At 34.3% G+C, this 21,038-nt stretch carries 12 protein-coding genes; 8 read left to right on the forward strand and 4 right to left on the reverse strand.

Annotation, left to right across the window (positions count from 1 at the left end; all coding sequences use genetic code 11):
• Window positions 1-204: 204 nt before the first annotated feature.
• Complete coding sequence (locus VKJ25_RS08885; RefSeq protein ID WP_324236269.1) at window positions 205-1,056, reverse strand: nuclear transport factor 2 family protein; 852 nt, start codon at window positions 1,054-1,056, stop codon at window positions 205-207.
• A 766-nt stretch (window positions 1,057-1,822) separates the two neighbouring features.
• On the opposite strand from VKJ25_RS08885, the gene murG reads away from it, so the two are divergent.
• The 7 genes from murG to VKJ25_RS08920 all read left to right on the forward strand — a co-directional run bounded on the left by murG (window position 1,823) and on the right by VKJ25_RS08920 (window position 10,963).
• Window positions 1,823-2,887, forward strand: coding sequence for an undecaprenyldiphospho-muramoylpentapeptide beta-N-acetylglucosaminyltransferase (gene murG / locus VKJ25_RS08890; RefSeq protein ID WP_324236270.1), 1,065 nt, complete (start codon window positions 1,823-1,825; stop codon window positions 2,885-2,887).
• A gap of 928 nt (window positions 2,888-3,815) precedes the next feature.
• Window positions 3,816-5,894 (forward strand): mechanosensitive ion channel domain-containing protein, encoded by a 2,079-nt coding sequence (locus tag VKJ25_RS08895; RefSeq protein ID WP_324236271.1) that lies wholly within the window; start codon window positions 3,816-3,818, stop codon window positions 5,892-5,894.
• A 526-nt stretch (window positions 5,895-6,420) separates the two neighbouring features.
• On the forward strand, window positions 6,421-8,106 hold the full coding sequence (locus VKJ25_RS08900) for an NAD(P)H-quinone oxidoreductase subunit 4 (protein WP_324236280.1): 1,686 nt from the start codon (window positions 6,421-6,423) through the stop codon (window positions 8,104-8,106).
• Between the two features lie 556 nt (window positions 8,107-8,662).
• Window positions 8,663-8,977: a hypothetical protein gene (locus tag VKJ25_RS08905; RefSeq protein WP_324236272.1), complete on the forward strand. Its 315-nt coding sequence runs from the start codon at window positions 8,663-8,665 to the stop codon at window positions 8,975-8,977.
• Between the two features lie 532 nt (window positions 8,978-9,509).
• On the forward strand, window positions 9,510-9,764 hold the full coding sequence (locus VKJ25_RS08910; protein WP_324236273.1) for a type II toxin-antitoxin system RelN family antitoxin: 255 nt from the start codon (window positions 9,510-9,512) through the stop codon (window positions 9,762-9,764).
• Entirely contained in the window at window positions 9,754-10,110 is a 357-nt protein-coding gene (locus VKJ25_RS08915; RefSeq protein ID WP_324236274.1) for a type II toxin-antitoxin system RelE family toxin, read from the forward strand. Before VKJ25_RS08910 ends, VKJ25_RS08915 begins: the two co-directional genes overlap by 11 nt.
• A gap of 313 nt (window positions 10,111-10,423) precedes the next feature.
• Entirely contained in the window at window positions 10,424-10,963 is a 540-nt protein-coding gene (locus VKJ25_RS08920; protein WP_324236275.1) for a DUF2808 domain-containing protein, read from the forward strand.
• A gap of 247 nt (window positions 10,964-11,210) precedes the next feature.
• Here VKJ25_RS08920 and ftsH read toward each other — a convergent pair whose 3' ends face one another.
• The 3 genes from ftsH to VKJ25_RS08935 all read right to left on the reverse strand — a co-directional run bounded on the left by ftsH (window position 11,211) and on the right by VKJ25_RS08935 (window position 17,598).
• Window positions 11,211-13,055, reverse strand: a complete 1,845-nt coding sequence (ftsH, locus tag VKJ25_RS08925) for an ATP-dependent zinc metalloprotease FtsH (protein WP_324236276.1) — start codon at window positions 13,053-13,055, stop codon at window positions 11,211-11,213.
• 443 nt (window positions 13,056-13,498) lie between these two features.
• A complete protein-coding gene (locus VKJ25_RS08930) occupies window positions 13,499-15,583 on the reverse strand; it encodes a sensor histidine kinase (protein ID WP_324236277.1) in 2,085 nt (694 codons plus the stop codon).
• 641 nt (window positions 15,584-16,224) lie between these two features.
• Window positions 16,225-17,598 (reverse strand): ABC transporter substrate-binding protein, encoded by a 1,374-nt coding sequence (locus VKJ25_RS08935; protein ID WP_324236278.1) that lies wholly within the window; start codon window positions 17,596-17,598, stop codon window positions 16,225-16,227.
• Between the two features lie 502 nt (window positions 17,599-18,100).
• On the opposite strand from VKJ25_RS08935, the gene VKJ25_RS08940 reads away from it, so the two are divergent.
• Window positions 18,101-20,845, forward strand: a complete 2,745-nt coding sequence (locus VKJ25_RS08940) for a hypothetical protein (RefSeq protein ID WP_324236279.1) — start codon at window positions 18,101-18,103, stop codon at window positions 20,843-20,845.
• Window positions 20,846-21,038: the final 193 nt, after the last annotated feature.

Genomic DNA, 21,038 nt, shown 5'->3' on the forward strand with positions numbered 1-21,038 from the left:
CGGTTTTTATTTCAGTAGATGAGAGTAGGGGCGAAATGGCATTCCTCCTTACTAAACCGTTTCATATCATGTCCGGTTAAGTAATTACTGCAATAGCTGTAGGTTGGGTTGAGGGACGAAACCCAACAATAATTTTTCTCCCCTACTCCCCTACTCCCCTACTTCCCTACTTCCCTACTTCCCTACTCCTACTCCCCTACTCCCCTACTTCCCTACATCAATAACTCTTAAACGATAGGTACTAATAGAAATACCACCTTTTCGCATTAAAACTGCTGACAACCACTTATCTTCAGAATTTTCTGGAGCTTCACCAATTTTAAAAAGTCCGCCAGAAGACAATAATTCTAAAGTAAAATCAGTCGGTTCAAAATTATAAGAATTTTCATTAATTGGTTCTACCAAAGCAGCCCCTAAAATAATTTCTTCACCCAAAGGTTCTTGAACAACCGCATCAAAATTATACTTTTCACCTGGTTTTACTTCTGCTGGTAAATTAATATTAACATTAGGTGGTTTTTCACCTGTTGTGATTTGATTTTCCTCGGCTAAAATTTCTTGTTCAACAATTTTTCCATTTTCATAACGCTGCTTAGAAGTAATAGTAGACTTTAGAGTAAAGTCTCTATTTTTAATTTTTTGCACACCAGTAATATAGGTAATAGTTTCTGCCACAATAGTATTACCATCATTTTCCCAAGATTGAACTTTTGTCTGATATTTAACTGACTTATATAGTCGCCAAAAATTAGCTAAAGCTTTAGCTAAACTTTCCCGATTTAAACCATCAGAATTGGTAAAATCATTACTATAAAAATTTATGACATTTTCTAAGTTTTGACCACTGGCAGCTCGATCAATTTCTTGCAATAATTCTGTAAGTTTTTTAGGTGCTTGTTCTGGAGTTTTAGCTAATGTCAAATTAGAGGAAAAAACTACCCCGACAAAAACTGTTAAACTAAGTAATAATGAACTAGATAATGTTGTTGAGAATTGTTTAAACTTCATCGAAAATTTGCTTTGCATTTGAAAAATATTCATTTGTAATTTATACATGATATCAAATCCGCTGGCTTTGGAGAATAAGATTTACTATCAGAAAAAAGCAAAAACTCCTAATTTTTAGAGGGTAAGGTTCCCGAAAAATTGGAGACCAAACCCCTACGATATTAAATTATACCTATGCTATCGGATTTGATATGATTTATACAGAAACTGGGTTGATGAACTAACAATTTACCAAAGAATTAATAATTAAATAATTCGCGCCTTGAAGGCTCCCCTTGAAAAGGGAAAAAAAATTTATTTTTTCCTTTTATTCAATCCTATCTGTTTTAAAGAGAGGTAATTATCAATTATCCATTATTGAAAATATTAACCTAAGCATTTCCTGGGGAATGCTTTCCCATTCAGCAATGATACCCTGTTCTTAAGCACAGGGTTTAAATGAATATTGACTTTAGAGCTGGCTTTTGTAGTAATATTTTTCTATCTTAATTAAATATTTTTGGCAAATGATAAAAGCACTCTTCTGATAGCTGAATGCTTACATATTAACTATTAAATTACGACAATAAATCCAGTTTCTTCCTTGGAGTACATAAGTTCTATTATATAAAGTTGTTAGCTGAAAATTGACTGGTTGTGAAAAGTCAGTTCTATGGCCATAAGTTAAATTTTGCTCCATGTTACTACTGGATTAACACTGAAAAAGCTGATAACTGTTAAGTGGCCATAAGTTAAATTTTGCCCCATGTTACTACTGAATTGACACTGATCAGCAATAACGGTTAACTGAAAAAGCTGATAACTGATAACTGAAATGACTAATAAAAAAATTAAATTGTTAATCGCAGCAAGTGGAACTGGTGGACATTTATTTCCAGCGATCGCCACTGCTAATCAATTAAAGGATTATCACATCGAATGGTTAGGAGTTCCTGACCGTCTAGAAACTAAGTTAGTTCCATCCCAATACCCTCTCCATACTATATCAGTTGAAGGATTTCAACAGAAATTGGGTTTAGGAACTTTCAAGATTTTAATTCGACTTATTCGCTCTATCTTGCGGGTAAGAGGGATATTGAAGCGGGGAAAATTTCAAGGGTTATTTACCACAGGGGGTTACATTGCTGCTCCAGCAGTTATTGCAGCTCGGACTCTAGGTTTACCAGTTATTCTCCATGAATCTAATGTTTTACCAGGAAAAGTGACACGCTGGTTTAGTCGTTTCTGCAGTGTCGTAGCAGTAGGGTTTGAGGAAGCAACAAAATATCTTCCTACTAAGAAAACTGTGTATGTGGGTACTCCTGTCAGAGGAGAATTTTTATCTAGGAAGCCTTTAGACTTACCTATTCCAGAAAATGTTCCCGTCATTGTAGTTGTTGGAGGTTCTCAAGGAGCAGTGGCAATTAATCAATTAGTCAGAGAATGTGTTCTAGCATGGGTAGAAACTGGAGCTTGGATTATTCATCAAACAGGGGAAAATGATCCTAATGCTTTTAGTGTGGAGCATCCCCAATATTTTCCTATGGTATTTTATCAAAATGTAGCTGGTTTATTTCAGCGGGCTAATTTAGTAATTAGTCGTGCTGGAGCCGGTAGTTTAACAGAATTAGCAGTTACTCATACACCATCAATTTTAATTCCTTATCCTTATGCTGCGGATAATCATCAAACTTATAATGCTAAGGTTTTTTCTAATCAGAATGCTGCCCTAGTTTTTAATCAAGCAGAATTAACTGCAGAAAAGCTTAAGACTGAAGTTTTAGAGTTATTAAAATCACCAGAAAAGTTAAAAGAAATGACTGTAGGAGCAGCAAATTTAGCAGTAGAAGATAGTGCTAAAAAATTAGCTAATTTAATTCATAAATTTTTGCATAATTAATATGTAATAATTGAGCTATTAACAATCAGTTATCAGCTTTATTATAACAATTTATCTGGGAATTTTCTAGAGATAATAGTAGCAATAGTAGCGGAAAATGCTGTATGATAATTTTTAACACATAGAAGAAACTAGATTTGATATGATCAAAAAAAAGTCGATATTAGCAGCAAACGTATAATTGGAATTGAAAAAAAAATAAGCTGACAAACCTCCCCTTTCAAGGGGATAAAAAAATCAACTTCAATATTTCAAGCTTCTGGCTGAAGCTAGAGGTACTGATAACTGATAACTGATAACTGAAAAGGTGGGATATGGCAGTTTTACAACAATCTCCTTGGTATCAACAAATCTGACAAGAAGGAATTTTAATTGGTGAGCAACGAGGTGAACAAAGAAGAATACTTTCTGGAATAGAAATAGGATTAGAATTTAAATTTGGGGAATTAGGAAAACAGATATTTTCAGAAATTAATACTATTGAAAATATTCAGGTTCTAGAAACAATTCTTAGCTCTCTTAAAACTGTAGAAACTATTGATAAATTAAGGCAAATTTATCAACCACATTCTTAAATATAGATTGCATCTCAATGCCTGAATAAAGGCAAAAAATTATCACTTTTAGGGAACAGGAAATAGAGAATAGGTATGAAGCAAAAAAGTATTTTTGCAAATATTTAAGATGTACCCTAAATATAGCAATACTAAATAAGTTGTAAAATTTATCCTAGGGGTTTGATATCCAAACCCCTACATTTTTTTCTCACGAATGATTTTATATTTCTGTAATATTTAAACATTTAGCCGTTGACTATTAGCGAAAAAGCCGATCTAGCTCATCAAATGTGAAGCTTTATTAATTTTTGGGAAAACCCGCCCCTAAAAATTTAGTATTAATACATTTCATTCAATAGCATTTTTTAACTATGAATATGTGGCATAAACATTTGTGGCTAAAGTTGCAAAAAATAGCAAAATATGAACCAGTAACAGTAAGTTACCTGAGAATAACACATAGTTCCTTAGATTTTCCTAGAAGCAGAAGAATCCCAACCAGGCAAATTTTCAAAATATTAATCATTGCTAGTTTAATAATATCTTTACTATTTTTCATAGTACCAACCTGGGCGCAAAGCAATGATAATTTAGAAACAGCTCCAGTAGAATTAAATGGTAAAGAATTGTTTGAAGTAGCAGGTCATAATGGAACAAATTTGACTGCTATGGAACGAGCTGCAAATATTAGTTCCAAATTAGAAAATTTCTCCAGTTCAGGTAAACCTATAAGCATAAATATAGATCGAGAAAATAAACAGTTTATTCTGCGTATTAATAATGACTATCTAGTAACTATAACTGCTGGAGACGTGAAAGAAGGAATAAACACAGAAGAGCAAGCAGCTATCTGGAAATATAAAATTGAACAAGCTTTTAAATTTGTCAAAAAAGAGAGTCAGCCTCGCAATATCTTCATAATATTATTAATCAGTATTTGTTTGATTTTGGCAGCCTTCGCCCTAGAACTTTTTTTAAAATGGTTTGAGTTTCAAATTAATCATATTTGTGAGCAAAAATATCCTCAATTTGTCAAATTTTTACCAAAATTTTTACCAATTATTGGGGTTTCTATCAGAGTAATAGTAGGCATAGGAATCACTCTTTATATCACTTATATAATACCATTTACTCGTGGCTATCGCGAAGAACTATTACGAATTTTGTCTGATAGTTTTACTTCTCCTATTTTTAATTTAGGCAACAAAGGTCTTTCTATTATTGATGTGGTGTTTTTAACTGCATTAACTATTGGAATGTGGAAAGGAGTTGGGTACTTTATTGAGATATTTAGAACTAAAATTATTAGTTTAACAGGAGCAGAACGAAGTGTTCAAGATACAATTAGTTTTTTAACTAGATATGGATTGATTTTTCTAGGCATAATAATTATCCTACAACTTTGGGGTGTAGATATTAGTTCTTTAGCTATTATTGCTAGTGTTCTTGGTGTAGGTATTGGTTTTGGTTTCCAGAATATTGCTAATAATTTTATGAGTGGTATTATTATAATTTTTGAGCGACCAATTCAAGTGGGTGATTTTATTGAAGTAGGAAGTTTAGTTGGTGTTGTTGATAAAATAGGTTTGCGTAGCACTCACATTACAACTTTAGATAAAATTTCTTTGATTGTTCCTAATTCTCGATTTCTAGAAAATGAGGTTTTAAATTGGAGTCATGGCAACCCTATTTCTCGGATAAAAGTACCAGTAGGAGTTGCTTATGGTTCTAATATTAAGTTAGTGAGAAAAGCTATTTTAGAAGTAGCAAAAAGTCATCCAGAAGTTTTATTACATCCCTCTCCTCAACTTTGGTTTCAAGAATTTGGTGATAGTTCTCTGAATTTTGATTTATTAGTTTGGACGAGAGAACCCAAGAAACAATATCAACTCAAAAGTGAGTTAAATTATCGCATCGAAGCTAGTCTACGAAAATATAATATTGAGATTCCTTTTCCTCAAAGAGATTTGCATTTAAAGTCTCCTGAAATTCAACAAATGATTGATACTTGGATGCAGAAAAATGCTCCTCCTGAAGTAGAAATTTGTTATCCGGAAAATGTTCGATTTAATTTAAGAAATAATGTTTATAAGTCACATATAGGAGCAGGAAAAGAAAATCATACTAAAGTATTAATTAAAGATGATATTAACCATCAAGAAGTAAAGACAAATGAAGATATAGATATATATAAATTAGTTGCAGAAATGCGTAGTCCAAATGGAATATCAATTAAAGAACGTCAACATCGGTGGGATGTTTACTCTAAATGTTTTGTGGGTTCTGAAGCTGTAGATTGGTTAATTAAAACTCAAAAAATGAATTTGAATGAAGCAATTTCTATGGGTCAATTATTAATAGACCGTGGTTTAATTCATCATGTTACTAATAAACATGGTTTTAAAAATGAGTATCTTTTCTATCGTTTTTATGAAGATGAACAATATTAATAATTAATTATTAATTATTAGGGCTTCCTGATTTAATCTGGGGTAGAAACCCGGGGTTTCTTTAAGAAACCGGGTTTCTTTGTCGTTTCCAACTAATCCGCATTAAACCCTGCGGCTATTTCAGTTATCAGTTATCAGCATAGAGTTAAGCGATCGCCACCATAAAAAAAACCGCTGTCTTACCAAAGAGGTTTCCAAAAGCTATTGCTATTTATTCGTAAAGTTTATTTATACCGATTTAGGAATTTCTCATTCTAATCCTAATCTGACAAAATTTCAACCCAAAATCAACATTTTTCCTCAGAAAACATTAGCCATCAAATCAATATAACTTTTTATCATATCAAATATCCAATAGAAATATCCAAAAATCACCTATTACCCACTGCCTACTCCCTACTAATAAGTTTAACTTAACGTTATTATTCAAAATAAATATTTACAATTTCTGCCAAAACTCTTTACAAAGGTTTACAAAATTTAGTAAGATGAAAAAAAACAAAGGTAAGTATTTGTTCTCATTGTTATCATGGCTACTCAATTTCCCTGGCTAACAACCATAGTGCTTCTGCCTCTTCTGGCAGCCCTAATCATACCCCTCATACCCGATAAAAACGGAAAAACCATGAGATGGTATGCTCTAGGAGTAGGTGTTACAGACTTTGCTTTAATGTGCTACACGTTCTGGAACCACTACAATGCTAGCGACTCTGGTTTTCAACTCGTAGAAAAATATGCTTGGCTCCCTCAAATAGGATTAAGTTGGGCAGTCTCAGTAGATGGTTTATCTATGCCACTGGTGCTTCTAGCTGGCCTAGTCACAACACTTTCAATGTTCGCAGCGTGGCAAGTAGACTATAAACCACGTCTTTTTTATTTCCTAATGTTGGTCTTATACTCCGCCCAAGTAGGGGTGTTTGTAGCTCAAGATCTAATGTTACTCTTCATCATGTGGGAACTAGAATTAGTTCCTGTTTACCTACTCATATCAATTTGGGGTGGTCAAAAGCGTCGGTACGCTGCAACTAAATTCTTGCTCTACACAGCAGCCGCATCTATATTTATTCTCGTGGCAGCTTTGGGAATGGCCTTATACGGTGGTGGCGATATTACCTTTGACATAGTGGAACTGGGTCTGAAAGATTATCCACTAGCTTTTGAACTTTTAATGTACGCAGGATTACTAATTACATTCGGTGTTAAGTTAGCCGTATTCCCTCTACACACATGGCTACCTGATGCCCACGGCGAAGCTTCTGCACCTGTGTCGATGATTTTAGCTGGTGTTTTGTTGAAAATGGGTGGATATGGATTAATTCGCCTCAACTTAGAAATGCTATCTGATGCTCATGTTTACTTCGCTCCAGTTTTAGCAATTTTGGGTGTAGTAAATATTGTATACGGTGGGTTAAATTCTTTTGGTCAATCTAACATGAAGCGCCGTTTGGCTTACTCTTCTGTTGCTCACATGGGTTTTGTGTTATTAGGTATTGCTTCTTTTACTGACTTAGGAGTAAGTGGAGCTTTACTACAAATGATTTCTCACGGATTAATAGCAGCAGTATTATTCTTCCTTGCAGGTATAACTTACGACCGTCTCCACACTTTAGCATTAGACGAAATGGGTGGTCTTGGTCAAGTAATGCCAAAAGTATTTGCTCTATTTACTGTCAGTGCCATGGCATCTTTAGCTCTTCCTGGAATGAGTGGTTTTGCTAGCGAACTAATGGTATTTGTGGGCATGACTAGCAGCGATGTTTACAGCTCCACATTCCGCACAGTGACAGTATTTTTAGCAGCAGTTGGTCTGATATTGACTCCAATATATCTACTCTCAATGTTGCGTCAAATGTTTTATAGCACTGGTCATGCACCAGCTTGTTTACTGAAGGATACTCCTTACGAGAATGAGATTTTAGATGAGGCAGTTTGTTTCGGTACTAGCTGTGTGATACCTGCAAAAGCTGTTTATACCGATGCCAGACCAAGAGAAGTAGCGATCGCTGCTTGTTTCCTAGTATTGATTATCGGTATTGGTTTATATCCGAAGATAGCAACTAATATGTATGATGCCAAGACTGTAGCAGTAAATACTCAAGTAAGAGAGTCATACACATTTGCCAAAGCTAATCCTCAATTGTTTGCTAAAAGAGCTTTATTCCCCAGGATTCCTGAGTCTGAAGTATTATCAGTTTCTGGTGTGATTAAATAATTTAGGACCTACGCAAAGGTACTACATAAGGAGTATTAGTGCCTTACGAAGTAGGGTAACGCACCCTACTCGACCGCTTCATCTAAAATGGTGCAATAGGTAGGGGCGGGTTTGATCAGAAATTTTCATCTCTTTCTAGGATTTACATAAACCCGCCCCTGAGACGTTGGCTTACATCACTGGGGGCGGGTTTATCTAGTTTACTAAGAAAGCTCGTTAACTCACTTGTAAAACCCGCCCCTACTGCATTGTTTCATCTTAATGGTGTAATAGGAAGTTGGCCTGAGATTGCTTTCGGTCCGGAATGCTACGCAAACACATTCCTTCGCAATGACAAGTCTAATGCACTATTTTAGGTGAAATAGTCCACTACCAATAGCGTTTATGCGTAAGTACGTATAATTAATAATTGATAATGAATAATTAATAATTAAGCTTTATTGCATTTATTATTAATAGTAGGGACGTTTCATAGAACGTCCCTACTTTAGTTTATGGACAGGTGTTATAAGAATAGAACTTACCTTGTAGAAGCAAATATAAACAGGAGTTAGTTATGACAATTTTGGTAAATCAATCTGGTGGCCAAGTTCAGCATATTCATGGTTCTGTCGATTCAGAGGGCAATAAAATGTGGGGTGAAGGTTTTAATTGCCGTAGATTAAGTAAAGGTGCTTATTTAATAGAGTTCGACATCCCATTTGTGGGTCAACCAACAGTTGTATGTACAATTAAAGGAGACCCTCAATCTACCTTTAACATATCAGTTGGAATTGTAGAAACTGATATCTCGAAATTTGTCTGCTTCACTTCAGCACCAGATCAGGTTGTAGATTGTGGTTTCTCGTTTATTGTTTTTGGTGATGCATAAAGAGGCAAAAAAATGAAATTACCATTATAAAAAAGATGATAAATTTTAGAACATTATCAGCAAAACAGAGAATGGCAAGAATTACAAACCTGAGATTAATTAGGGCTTACTGATTAAATATCCCTCGCATTTAGAGATAAAGGTTTGAGCAATTTTAGGTGTTCAAAAAGTACCAGCTTTTTGCTTGATGGCGGGGAAAAAGTGAGAATTTTTGGGTCATTATGACAGAAAAACTAAGGGTAGATTATGAATGACCACCTTTTCTAGAACTCCGGTCAATCTTAACTCTTAACTACTCCCTACCTTAACAAAAAAACTTTTACGGTTCCCGATAAATCAGCAAACCCTAATGAGGTTAAGTAATCATAATTTACCTAAACTACGCAAAGAAAAGCTATGCTAAAATAATATAATTGTATAATCAAAAAAAACAATTTCAGTCGATAGTTTTTTAACTAAAGAACAAATCTATGATAGCTTTTTAACTAGAAAACAAATCTATTTTTATTGACTATTATATCCTTGAAAAAAAATGAAAGCCATTGAAGCAACAGGAATTATTGATGAAAAAGGGCAATTATTCCTGGACCAACCTATTGAAAATTCAGTCCCAGTCAAAGTGCGAGTTATCTTACTTTTTACCGAAATAACAGCAGAAATTCAACCCGAGTTTGATGATACTTCTGTTGCAGAAATAAAAGCTAGTCTCACAAGAGCATTGCAAGAAGCAAAATCTGGACAAACTAGACCAGTTTCTCAATTATGGGAGAGAATAGATGCAGAATGAAGCCAACCCAGTTTATATCATATTCTCAGATGAATTTGAGGAAAGATTGTATAGATTATCAAAAAAATATCGACACGTCCGCTCCGATATTCAACCTATTATTGAAGAAATACAAACAGGTAATTTTCTTGGGGATTGCTTTAGCGGAATAGGTGAAGAACTTTTCATCTTTAAAGTAAGAGTTCAAAATAGCAACATTCAAATAGGGGAAAGTGATGGTTATCGACTTATCTATCAAGTTGAGTCAGACACTAGGGTGCTTTTACTAACAATTTACTCTAAAACGGGACTAGAAGATATTAGTTCTAATGAAATTCGCAGTATCTTAGCTGAGTTTTATGTTTGAGAGGAGTCATATCATGTCCGGTTGAGGCGAGGATGGGGAGGAAGAGTCTTGTCTACAGTCCTCACTCATAGTGTATTTTTAAATAGGGTTGGCGTATGGAAATATGAAAGCATTGACATACTAATAGTTTTAGGAACTTTAGGTGGGGAAAAAGTACCAGCTTTTAGGTCAAAAAGGTACGGTTCCCGAAAAATCAAAAAGTTAGCAATCAACACCTCACCCTTAACAAAAAAATTAAGAGACAATTCTTCTGTAGGGACGTTCCATGGAACGTCCCTACTCCTCTATAAGTCCCATTCTTACTACATTTTATATGAAAAAATTTTCTTTCTTACTTCTACCTTTTTTATTATTTGCCACTCCTTCTTTAGGTATTGAGACAAGAGATGGTAAGGTTTATTTTGCTCAACCACCTCGTTTGGTTAAAGCGGTAACTACCCGAAGCGAAACTTATGTCTGGGGTGCTACTTATTATTTTACTCTCAATTTATTGCCTGATGCTGGAGTACCACTCAAACAGGTGACTATTAGTAACAATGATAGTCTTGGGGATATTCGATATAACCCAAGAGAAATAATTGCCTTTGAAGGAAATCATCGAAAAAATGGTGAACAGTTGAATATTGAGGATGTTGTAATAGACAGGAAAACTAATAGTGTCTCTGTAATTTTCAATCCTCCAATACCTCCAGGGAAAACTTTTACTATTGGTTTGCGTCCAGTACGGACTCCTGGATATGGGGGGGTGTATTTATTTGGTGTGACTGCTTTTCCTGTGGGAGAAAAATCTTATCCTTATTTTCTTGGGTATGGTAGACTTCATTTTTATAGTGGTTATGATCATTATGATTAATCAAATTAATAGGACTTACGCAAAATAACGTACTTCTGTCATTGCGCTGACAGCGTTTTGCTCCGGGACATGTTTGCGGAGCATGACATTAGGAAAGCAATCTCAAACCTTGAAACTGCCTTCTTAATGCGTAAGTCTTGATAGAAAGATTGTGGTTGGGTTTCGTTCCTCCACCCAACCTACACTTATTACTCAATGTTGGGTTTCGTCCCTCTACCCAACCTACACTTATCACTTCCCAAACTTCCTAATTATCTTCTGGCGATCGCACCTTTGACAACAACTGATATAATTCTTCTCCTTCGATTACTTCTTGTGCTAAAATCTGTAGAGAAATACTTTCCAATAAATCTCGATTATAGTTCAAAATTTCTAAAGCTTTTTGATGAGCTTTTTCTACAATTTCTTTCACTTCATTATCAATTGCTTCGGCAGTTTTTTCACTAACTAAACGACGGGGGCTAACTCCTTCATTACTTAAAAACCCACCTTGACTACGGCGTTCATAAGCTAAAGGTCCTAACACTTTACTCATACCATAAGTTGTCACCATTTGTTCAGCAAAATCAGTAGCTTTTTGTAAATCTCCTGACGCTCCAGTGGTAATATTTCCAAATACAATTTCTTCCGCAGCACGACCTCCTAATAAAGTAGCAATTTGCCCCTTAATTTCTGCTTCATCTCTTAAAAATCTATCCTCAGTTGGTAACTGTAAAGTGTAACCTAAAGCAGCCATTCCTCTTGGTACAATAGAAATTTTTTCCACCTTATTACTACCAGGCATTAATGCACCAACCAAAGCATGACCAACCTCGTGATAAGCGACTATTTTCTTTTCGCGATCGCTCAAAACTCGGCTTCTTTTTTCTAAACCAGCAACTACTCTTTCAATAGCTTCAGAAAAGTCTATTTGAGCTACAGTTTCTCGATTATTTCTAGCAGCTAATAAGGCAGCTTCATTAACAAGATTAGCTAAATCTGCTCCCCCAAAACCAGGAGTTCTCACAGCTATTTTATGTAAATCAACATCTTCTCCTAACTTAACTTTTTTGGCATAAATATTTAAAATTTGTTCTCTACCAATTAAGTCTGGACGGTCTACTAAAACCTGTCTATCAAATCTTCCGGGACGTAATAAAGCAGCATCCAAAGCTTCGGGACGGTTCGTAGCAGCCAAAACAATAACTGTTAAATCTCCGGCTCCAAAACCATCCATTTCTGTTAGTAATTGATTGAGAGTTTGTTCCCGTTCATCATTACCACCACTATGAAAATTTCCACTGGTTCTCGATTTTCCTATTGCGTCTATTTCATCAATAAAAATAATACAAGGAGCCTTCTTTTTTGCCTCTTTAAATAAATCTCGAACTCTAGCAGCACCAGTACCCACAAACAGTTCAACAAATTCAGAACCAGAAATACTAAAAAAAGCTACTCCTGCCTCTCCAGCGACAGCTTTTGCTAATAAAGTTTTACCTGTTCCCGGAGGTCCGACTAACAACAAACCTTTAGGGATTCTGGCACCAATTTGAGTGAAGCGTTTTGGTGTTTTTAAGAAGTCTACAATTTCTGTTAATTCTGTCTTAGCTTCTTCCACTCCAGCAATATCAGCAAAAGTAATTTTTTCTGATTTTCCTTCTACATAAACTTTAGCTTTACTCTTACTAATTGATAGGGAACCTTGGGGTCCACGATTCATAAAAAATTGGAATGCTGCTACTAAGATAATCGGAGGAATTACCCAATTTAAAAGAATAGCAAACCAAGGATTTTTAGGACGTGCAGCTTCAAATATAACATTATTATCTTCTAAACGTTGAAGTAATTGAGGGTCATTTATTCTAGTTGTAGCAGCAAGCAAAGGTTCAGGTTTATCTTGTGCTTTAATGAGATATAAAATTCTTTCATTAGCTATTTGAACTCTGACTACTTGTCCGCTTTTTACTTGTTCAATAAATAGACTATAAGGAACAGGTTTGAGTTGGCGACGGGGAGTGAAGAAATATACTGCTAATAATACACCTGCCAAAATTAATAAAGCAGTTCCAATTTGACGGTTAGGTAAATTTCTGAGATTCTTTTTAAGACCCATATTTATTGTGCTATGGCGCTACGCGCTAGGGAATAGGGAACAGCGGTCGTTAGCGGAGCTTCCCGCAGGGTGGGATGGCAAGGTCTCCTCGCCATATCCAATCGACCAAGAGAGGGAACAGGGAACAAGGAACAGTAGAATATCAAAAGGTTTCAGAATGTAGAAATGTCCACCCCCTTTGCTTCGACTGCTTTATAATTCCACTTAGTAAATAACAATAAGTCAGATATTTATTTCAGACTTAATATATTATTATAACAATTCTATTTGATTTCTGTTTTTAGGGAGTAGGGAGTCAACCCACCCCTCAGCCCTCCCAGGAGGGTAATTTAGGAGGAATAGGAGTTATAACAGAAAAATTGTCTCTTAATTTTGGTGCTTTCCCACCTAAAGTTCCTAAAACCTTGATAAAGTCTTCTGCCTTATGCCTTATGCCTTCTTACTTATTTCTTCTTTTCATAAACAACGGGCAATTCAATCACAAATTCTGTACCCAGATCAACTACAGAATTACAGTAAAAATTTCCCCCATGTTTTTCAACTATAATTTGATAACTGAGAGATAATCCTAAACCGGTACCTTTTCCCACAGGTTTAGTTGTATAAAAAGGGTCAAAAATTCTCTTTTTTACTTCTTCTGGTATTCCAGGTCCGTTATCACTAATATGAATAGATATATAGTCTTTATTTATAGCTTGTGTCTTAATTTTTATCTGAGGTTGAATAGAAATAAATTTAGATTTTGATTCTGACCATGACATTTCTAAAGCATCAATACCATTAGCTAAAATATTCATAAAAACTTGATTAACTTGACTAGCTAAACATTCAACTAATGGTAAATTACCATATTCTTTAATTATCTGAATTTCTGGACATTCTGACTTGGGTTTAAGGCGATTTCGCAAAATTAGTAGGGTACTATCTATGCCTTCGTGAATATTAACTTGTTTTTGCTTAGATTCATCGTGACGAGAAAAGTTGCGTAAAGATAAAACTATTTCTTGAATTCTTTTAGAACCTTCTTCCATAGAATTAAGTAAACTAGGAAAATCTTCTTTGATAAAAGCTAGGTCTATTGTTGTTTCTTGATTGATAATTTCAGCTATTTGATCTGGAAAATATTGCTGATAAAGATTGAGTAAATCTAATAAATCTTCTGCATAACCTCTGGCGTGCCCAATATTGCCATAAATAAAATTAACAGGGTTATTAATTTCATGGGCAACCCCAGCAATTAACTGACCTAAACCTACCATTTTTTCATTCTGAATTAATTGAGCTTGAGTTTGTTTTAACTTATAAAGTGTTTGTTCTAGGTATGTATTTTTTTCTTTTAATTCTTGAGTTCTTTCATCAACTTTGACTTCGAGAATATGACTGTAATTAGATAATTCCTGATATGAACTTTCTAACTGTTTAATCATTTCATTAAAAGTTCGAGCAAGTAAACCAATTTCATCCTTAGTTAAGACTGGTACTTTTTGAGTTAGGTCTCCTTTACTTACTAACTTAGCTGTATGAGCGATCGCTAAAATTGGTCTAACAATTTGACGACCTAATAATAACATAGCTGTAGCCATGATCACGGCTAAAGTCATCCCCACAAAGACAATTGAAACAGCAAGATGACGAGCAGGTGCAAATGCTTCTTTTTGCTCTATTTCTGCTAATAATGCTAAGTCTTGATATTCTAACCATTGATAAACACCAATGACTGGTACACCTTTATAATTTCGATACAAACCTTTGCCATTTTGACCATTCAGAGCATTATTAATACCTTGACTACTAACACCATCCGGAAATTCTTCTGAACCAAATTTTGTGGCTGAGACAAATACATTTTTCATCGACAAACTACTACCAATATTACCTACTAAATAGATTTCTGCTGTTTGGCCTAATCCTGCTTTTTTTCTAATAATAGAATCTATTCTTTCCAGGTTAAGATGGGTAGCTAAGGTTCCTAATTGTTTACCATTTTCATTGACAATAGGAATAGCAAAGGTAATTATCGGTTTACCTGTTTCCGCAGATCGGTAAAAGTTGGAAATTAATTTATCTATATCATATTTTGTAATTTTGCTATATTGAATTAGAGGTTGATATTTACCTACTTTATCGGAATTACTAGAAACTAAAATTCTGCTACTTTTACTCAAAATAAAAATTTCTTGTAAACTTTTAATACTATTAGTAAAGGATGTTAAAAAAGTTTGGAGTGAAGTTTGAGATAATTCATATTCTGGACTAGATTTTTGGCTGGTTAATAGGATTTTTGCTTGGTTGTTAATTTCTGGCAACTCAGCGATCGCTAAAATATTTATACGTTGATCTAATATCCAATTATTAAGTTCATTTTCTTTAAGTTGAGCCGCAAAATTCAGGCGTTCAAAGACTGATTCTTTTAAAGATTTTCGTGCTTCACTAAAAGTCGTATATCCGACAATTGATATTGTCATTAACGACAAAATCAAAAAAGAACCTACTATTTTAATTAGGAGGCTTTTTTTCCAAAAGTACATGATTTAATATCCTAATTTTTACCAAATAATTAATGTAAGCATTTCTTGCGGAATGCTGGCCAAACAGCCGTCAGCTAACAGCTATCAGAAGAGTTATTCTATTTTTTAATAGCAGGGTTATTATTCATAAATTTTATTTGACTATAAAAGTCAGTTTTCACTTTTTTTATTCCTTTAAATATCTTCTTTAAACTTGAGGTTTTTGTTGCTGACGGCTGACAGCTAATAGCTGTTTGCGCAGCATTCCGCAGGAAATGCTTATTAATTAATAATTAAAAGCTTTATGATACGGTTCCCGAAAAATCAGAAATTTTTTTGACTACAAAATTCAGTTTTTAAGCCTATATTCGTTTAAATTTCTTCCTTAAGGTTGAGGTTTTTATTGCTGATAGCTGAAAGCTAATAGCTGAATGCTTACTAAAATCTTTCTCCTTTCCAGGAAAAATAAACTTTCTCCTTATTAGTCGATTCTCCTTTTAAAGATCGGTCATTTCAGTTATCAATTATTCATTATTGAGTAAGTATTCAGCATTTAGCGGTCAGCTATTGATTTTATAAAAATTATATTAATTTAAAGCCATTTTCATATCTTAGATAGGATTTGCTAACGGCTGACGGCTAATAGCTGAATGCTGACATTATTAATTATTAATTGCAAATATATCTTTAATTCGATTAATAGCAAAGTCTGTTGCTTCAGTTGGTGATAAACCTTCAATTAATACTTTTTGCATAGCTTTACCCCAAATATTTTCGGAATCTATCTTAGCATAAATAGGGTTACTTAAATTACTAAGCAAGCGAGTTTTATATTCAGTAAATTGTTGAGATGCGACGGAAATCTGAGGGTCTTTTTTATTACTCCAAAAGGGGTCTTTCCATAGCTGAGACATAATCGGAAAATACCGACCTTTTGCACCTTTAATATAAGCTCCTAAATTTTCTGGTTGTACTAAATATGATAAAAATTCTTTGGCTAATTTAGGGTGAGGAGAAGATGTAAAAATGACAGGTTCTTTGACAGATACTAAATATCTAGGGTCTGTTCCATCAGGATTAAGGGGAAACTCTATAGTTCTCATTTGATTCAAGTAAATTTCTTCATCTTCTTGTTGAGAACTAGGAATCGACATACTCGGATTAATGGTCATTAAAGTATTATGGTTCAGGAAATTAGTATTATTATCAGAATTTATCCAATTAACTGCATTAGGTGGCACATAACCATTTTTATACAAGTTAGTATACCAGTCTAAAATCTCAATAATTTTTTGTCTTACTGCTGGTTTATCTACTTGTAATTTTCCCTGTTCATCTAATATTTGGAAATTATTAGCTTCCAAAATTTGTGTAAATATCATGTAAGTATCTGAAGCATAAATAGACATAGGCAAACCAAGGGCATAAATATTATCTTTTCCTTGTTGGCGCAAAATATCTTGTGCCTTTTGCCAAAATTTCCAAAATTCATCCCATTGTTTCGGTATTTCTCCATCCAAACCTGCTTCAATAAGCAAATTATGCCAGTAATGAATATGAATACTTTGCTGCATTATTGGTACAGCATAATAAGATTGAGAGCCATTATTATTGTGCAAATAAGCAGACTTCAGCGCAGTATTATTATATAAATTTTTTATAGGTTTAATAACATCAGAAACATCTAATAATTTTCCTTCCCTCGCCCATTGAGGAATTAGAGTAAATTCTGCTCTTTCAGAAAAGAGAATATCAGGTGGTTTATTTGCTGCCAAAGCATCAATAGCTGCTTGTAAAGTATCATCCTCACTCAGAAATAAAAGCTTAACTTTGTGGTTAGTTTTTTCTTGCCACTTAGTAACTATTTTCTCTAAAGCTTCTTCTTGTTCTGGATAATATCCTCGATTCCACCAAATTGTTAATATTTTTTCTGATTCAGGTTTTTCCAGAGAATTTTTAGGTGGATTTAGGCTACAAGTAATTAATATAAAACTAACTACAAATAATAAAATTAATCTGAGTAATTTATGTCTCATAAGGATTTAATCCAACAGTTATGTTCAATAACAGGACTTACGCACGCGCAAGGCAATTTTTCCGATACGAGCGACAGCGTTTCGCTCCGCGACATGAATGGGTCGCAGTCCGTCAGGATAGCAATCTCAAACCACTATTTTTCGTACCTCATGGGTAAGTCCTAAATAATTAATAATTAACAATTAATAATTACCTCTTCTTATAAAAAAGAGGATTGACTAAAAGGAATTTTTTTCTTTTCTTGGTAGATTGGATATGAGGTACTTCGGCTCGGCTCTACAAGAACGGCTAATCTTTTTTTAATACTAGCATAAGGGTCAATGGTGGAAGAAAGCTGAACCTGGACTAACTATTTCAGTTAAAAGAAACCCGGTTTCTCCGAGAAACTGGGTTTCTGGGTTCTCTTGCCAGAAACTGGGTTTCTGGGTTCGTTTGTGTCAGTCCTGATTATACAGCAGATACAGATATAATATTAACGGTATTCTTAAAATCCAAAAAACTATGAATTACAAACTTGACAAATTATTTGAACTAGCAAAACATAGATACAGAATGACACTTACTTCTGTGGAACAAAGGTTATTAAAAGCTATTGCTACAGGAAAAGTTGCTGATTATCAAGTCAAATCCCCAGAACTTACTTTGCTCAAAGAACAGTTAAATTTAGAACTTTTAAAAGACCATTTAAAAGAGTTAAAAGATGTAAAAACTTTAAAAGATTTAGACTTAGAAAAATTAAAAGAATTAGAAAATTTAGAACAGCCAGAAGCATTAAAAAAGTTATTATCAGCTATCATTAAAAAGAAAGAAATTAATAATCCAGCTCAAGCAGAATTATGGGGAGAAGAGCAAATATTACCAGCTAAATTTATTTACTGGTTATGTACAGATGTGGATGTTTTTCCATATTTTACAAATCATGGTTTACAGATTTGTGGAGCTAAAATTTCGGGAGAATTAAATCTTGAGTTTGTGAAGTTTAAAAGTTTATTGTATTTCACAGAATGTGTTTTTACAGAAAAAATTATTCTCAGAGGAGCAAAGGTAGAAGAAGTCAAATTTGATGGTAGTCATGTTGTTAGTATTGATGCTGAGTTGATTGAAGTTAGGGGTAATTTATATCTGATAAATGGCTTTCATAGTAAAGGTGAAGTAAATCTAGCTGGAGCTATTATTGGTGGTCAACTTGATTGTAGTAATGGTCATTTCTTTAATCCAGAAGGAGATGCTCTCTTTGCTGAAAGCATAGAAGTTAAAGATTCTATCTTTTTGAGAGAAGGTTTCCAAGCTAAAGGTATGGTAAGTCTAGCTGGAGCTACTATTGGTGGTACACTTGATTGCAGTCAAGGTCGTTTCTCTAACCTAAAAGGAGATGCTCTCTTTGCTGAAAGCATAGAAGTCAAAGGTAGTATCTTTTTGAGAGAAGGTTTCCAAGCTGAGGGTATAGTCAGTCTAGCTGGAGCTACTATAGATGGTGTACTTGATTGTAGTCAAGGTCATTTCTCTAATCTAAAAGGAGAAGCACTCATTGCTCAAAGTATAGAAGTCAAAGGTGGTATCTTTCTGAGTGATGGTTTCAAAGCTGAGGGGGAAGTCAGTCTCTCTGGAGCTAGTATTGGTGGTGTACTTGATTGTACTCAAGGTCATTTCTCTAACCTAAAAGGAAAAGCACTCATTGCTCAAAGTATAGAAACTAAAAGTTCTGTCATTCTGGGCAATGGTTTCAAAGCTGAGGGGGAAGTCAGTCTCTCTGGAGCTAGTATTGGTGGTCAACTTAACTGTAGTGAAGGTCATTTCTCTAATCCAGAAGGAGAAGCACTCATTGCTCAAAGTATAGAAACTAAAAGCTCTGTCATTCTGGGCAATGGTTTCAACGCTGAGGGGGAAGTCAGTCTCTCTGGAGCTAGTATTGGTGGTCAACTTAACTGTAGTGAAGGTCATTTCTCTAATGCAGGAAAAGATGCGCTATTTGCTGAGAATATAAAAGTCAAAGCTGATGTCATTCTGGGTAATGGTTTCAACGCTGGGGGAAAAGTCAGTCTATTTGGCTCTACTATTGGGGGTAAACTAGATTGTACTCAAGGTCATTTCTCTAATCCAGAAAAAAATGCCCTCGATGCTCAAAATATAGAAGTTAAAACTAATATTGTTCTCAGTAATGGTTTCAAAGCTGAAGGTGAAGTAGATTTAACCGCAGCAAATATTAAAGGAAATCTTGACTGCACCAATGGCAATTTTTCCAACGAAAAAGGTAATGTTTTATCTGCCGAAGGAATTAATGTTGATGGAGATATTATATTAGATGGAGGAACTTTTAAAGGGAAAATTTACTTAGTTAGTGCCAGAGTTGATGACACTTTAAGCATGATTAAAATTCAACAAGAAAAACTAAATATTCCCATAAATTTTTTCCTGATAAATATCAAGAATAATCCATTTACATCACTACTTCAGGAAGAGCATCAAAGAATAGAATCTAACAGTATGAAAATAGATCTACAATTTGCCAGAATAGGTCGCCTCAGAGACGACGAAAAAAGTTGGCCGGAAAAAAATAATCTCAACCTTGATGGTTTCATTTATCAGAAATTTGGCACAGACGATAATATTAAAGTTTTGAAAGATGCCAAAACTCGTCTCAAATGGCTGAGACTACAACCAGAATTTTTTCCGCAAACTTATGAACAATTAGCCGAAGTTTTAAAACAAGAAGGAGACCCAGATGCAGCTACAGAAATATTAATTAATAAAGAAAGAGATATTCGACCAAAACTCAAAAAATTAAGTAACTTTTGGAATAGATTTCTCGACTTTACAATAGTCTATGGCTATAAACCCACCAGAGCTTTATTTTTGAGTAGTATTTTTATCTTCAGCGGTGTTTATTTGTTTCGTGTAGGTTATGAGAATTGTTCAAACTCAATATCTAATAATAAATGCCTCTTTTCACCAGTTTCTCAAGTTAGTCCTTATAGTGAAGAAACTGACAATAATCAAACCATTAATATAGACTATCCAAAATTTAATTCCTTATTATATTCATTAGATACATTTATTCCTATAATTGACCTACATCAACAAACATATTGGTTGCCAAATTCTCAAAAAGGTAAAGAAATTCCATTAATATTATTCAAAGTAAAAACTGGTGATATATTAAGATGGTATTTATGGATTCACATAATCTGTGGTTGGGTATTAACATCCCTTTGGGTAGCAGGTTTTAGTGGTTTAGTTCGTCGTTAATTAAAGTAAGGCAGAAGGCATAAGGGAAAGAATGGTTTAAAGTCCAGTAGTAGAATGACACACTACGGTGCAATAGTAGGGGCGGGTTTCTCAGGAAATTTTCATGCTTACTCTAAGATTTACATAAACCCGCCCCAGAGACGGTAGCTTATATAATAGAGGGCGGGTTTATCTAACTTACTTGGAAAACTCG

Source organism: Okeania sp. (assembly GCF_035285525.1).
Lineage (GTDB): Bacteria > Cyanobacteriota > Cyanobacteriia > Cyanobacteriales > Microcoleaceae > Trichodesmium.

What these genes read in the sequence shown, in the direction of transcription:
- murG (WP_324236270.1), top strand. Translation starts at nt 1,823, where the DNA reads ATGACTAATAAAAAAATTAAATTGTTAATCGCAGCAAGTGGAACTGGT.
- VKJ25_RS08940 (WP_324236279.1), top strand. Translation starts at nt 18,101, where the DNA reads ATGAATTACAAACTTGACAAATTATTTGAACTAGCAAAACATAGATAC.
- VKJ25_RS08910 (WP_324236273.1), top strand. Translation starts at nt 9,510, where the DNA reads ATGAAAGCCATTGAAGCAACAGGAATTATTGATGAAAAAGGGCAATTA.
- VKJ25_RS08935 (WP_324236278.1), bottom strand. Translation starts at nt 17,598, where the DNA reads ATGAGACATAAATTACTCAGATTAATTTTATTATTTGTAGTTAGTTTT.
- VKJ25_RS08915 (WP_324236274.1), top strand. Translation starts at nt 9,754, where the DNA reads ATGCAGAATGAAGCCAACCCAGTTTATATCATATTCTCAGATGAATTT.
- VKJ25_RS08930 (WP_324236277.1), bottom strand. Translation starts at nt 15,583, where the DNA reads ATGTACTTTTGGAAAAAAAGCCTCCTAATTAAAATAGTAGGTTCTTTT.
- VKJ25_RS08905 (WP_324236272.1), top strand. Translation starts at nt 8,663, where the DNA reads ATGACAATTTTGGTAAATCAATCTGGTGGCCAAGTTCAGCATATTCAT.
- VKJ25_RS08885 (WP_324236269.1), bottom strand. Translation starts at nt 1,056, where the DNA reads ATGTATAAATTACAAATGAATATTTTTCAAATGCAAAGCAAATTTTCG.
- ftsH (WP_324236276.1), bottom strand. Translation starts at nt 13,055, where the DNA reads ATGGGTCTTAAAAAGAATCTCAGAAATTTACCTAACCGTCAAATTGGA.
- VKJ25_RS08920 (WP_324236275.1), top strand. Translation starts at nt 10,424, where the DNA reads ATGAAAAAATTTTCTTTCTTACTTCTACCTTTTTTATTATTTGCCACT.
- VKJ25_RS08895 (WP_324236271.1), top strand. Translation starts at nt 3,816, where the DNA reads ATGAATATGTGGCATAAACATTTGTGGCTAAAGTTGCAAAAAATAGCA.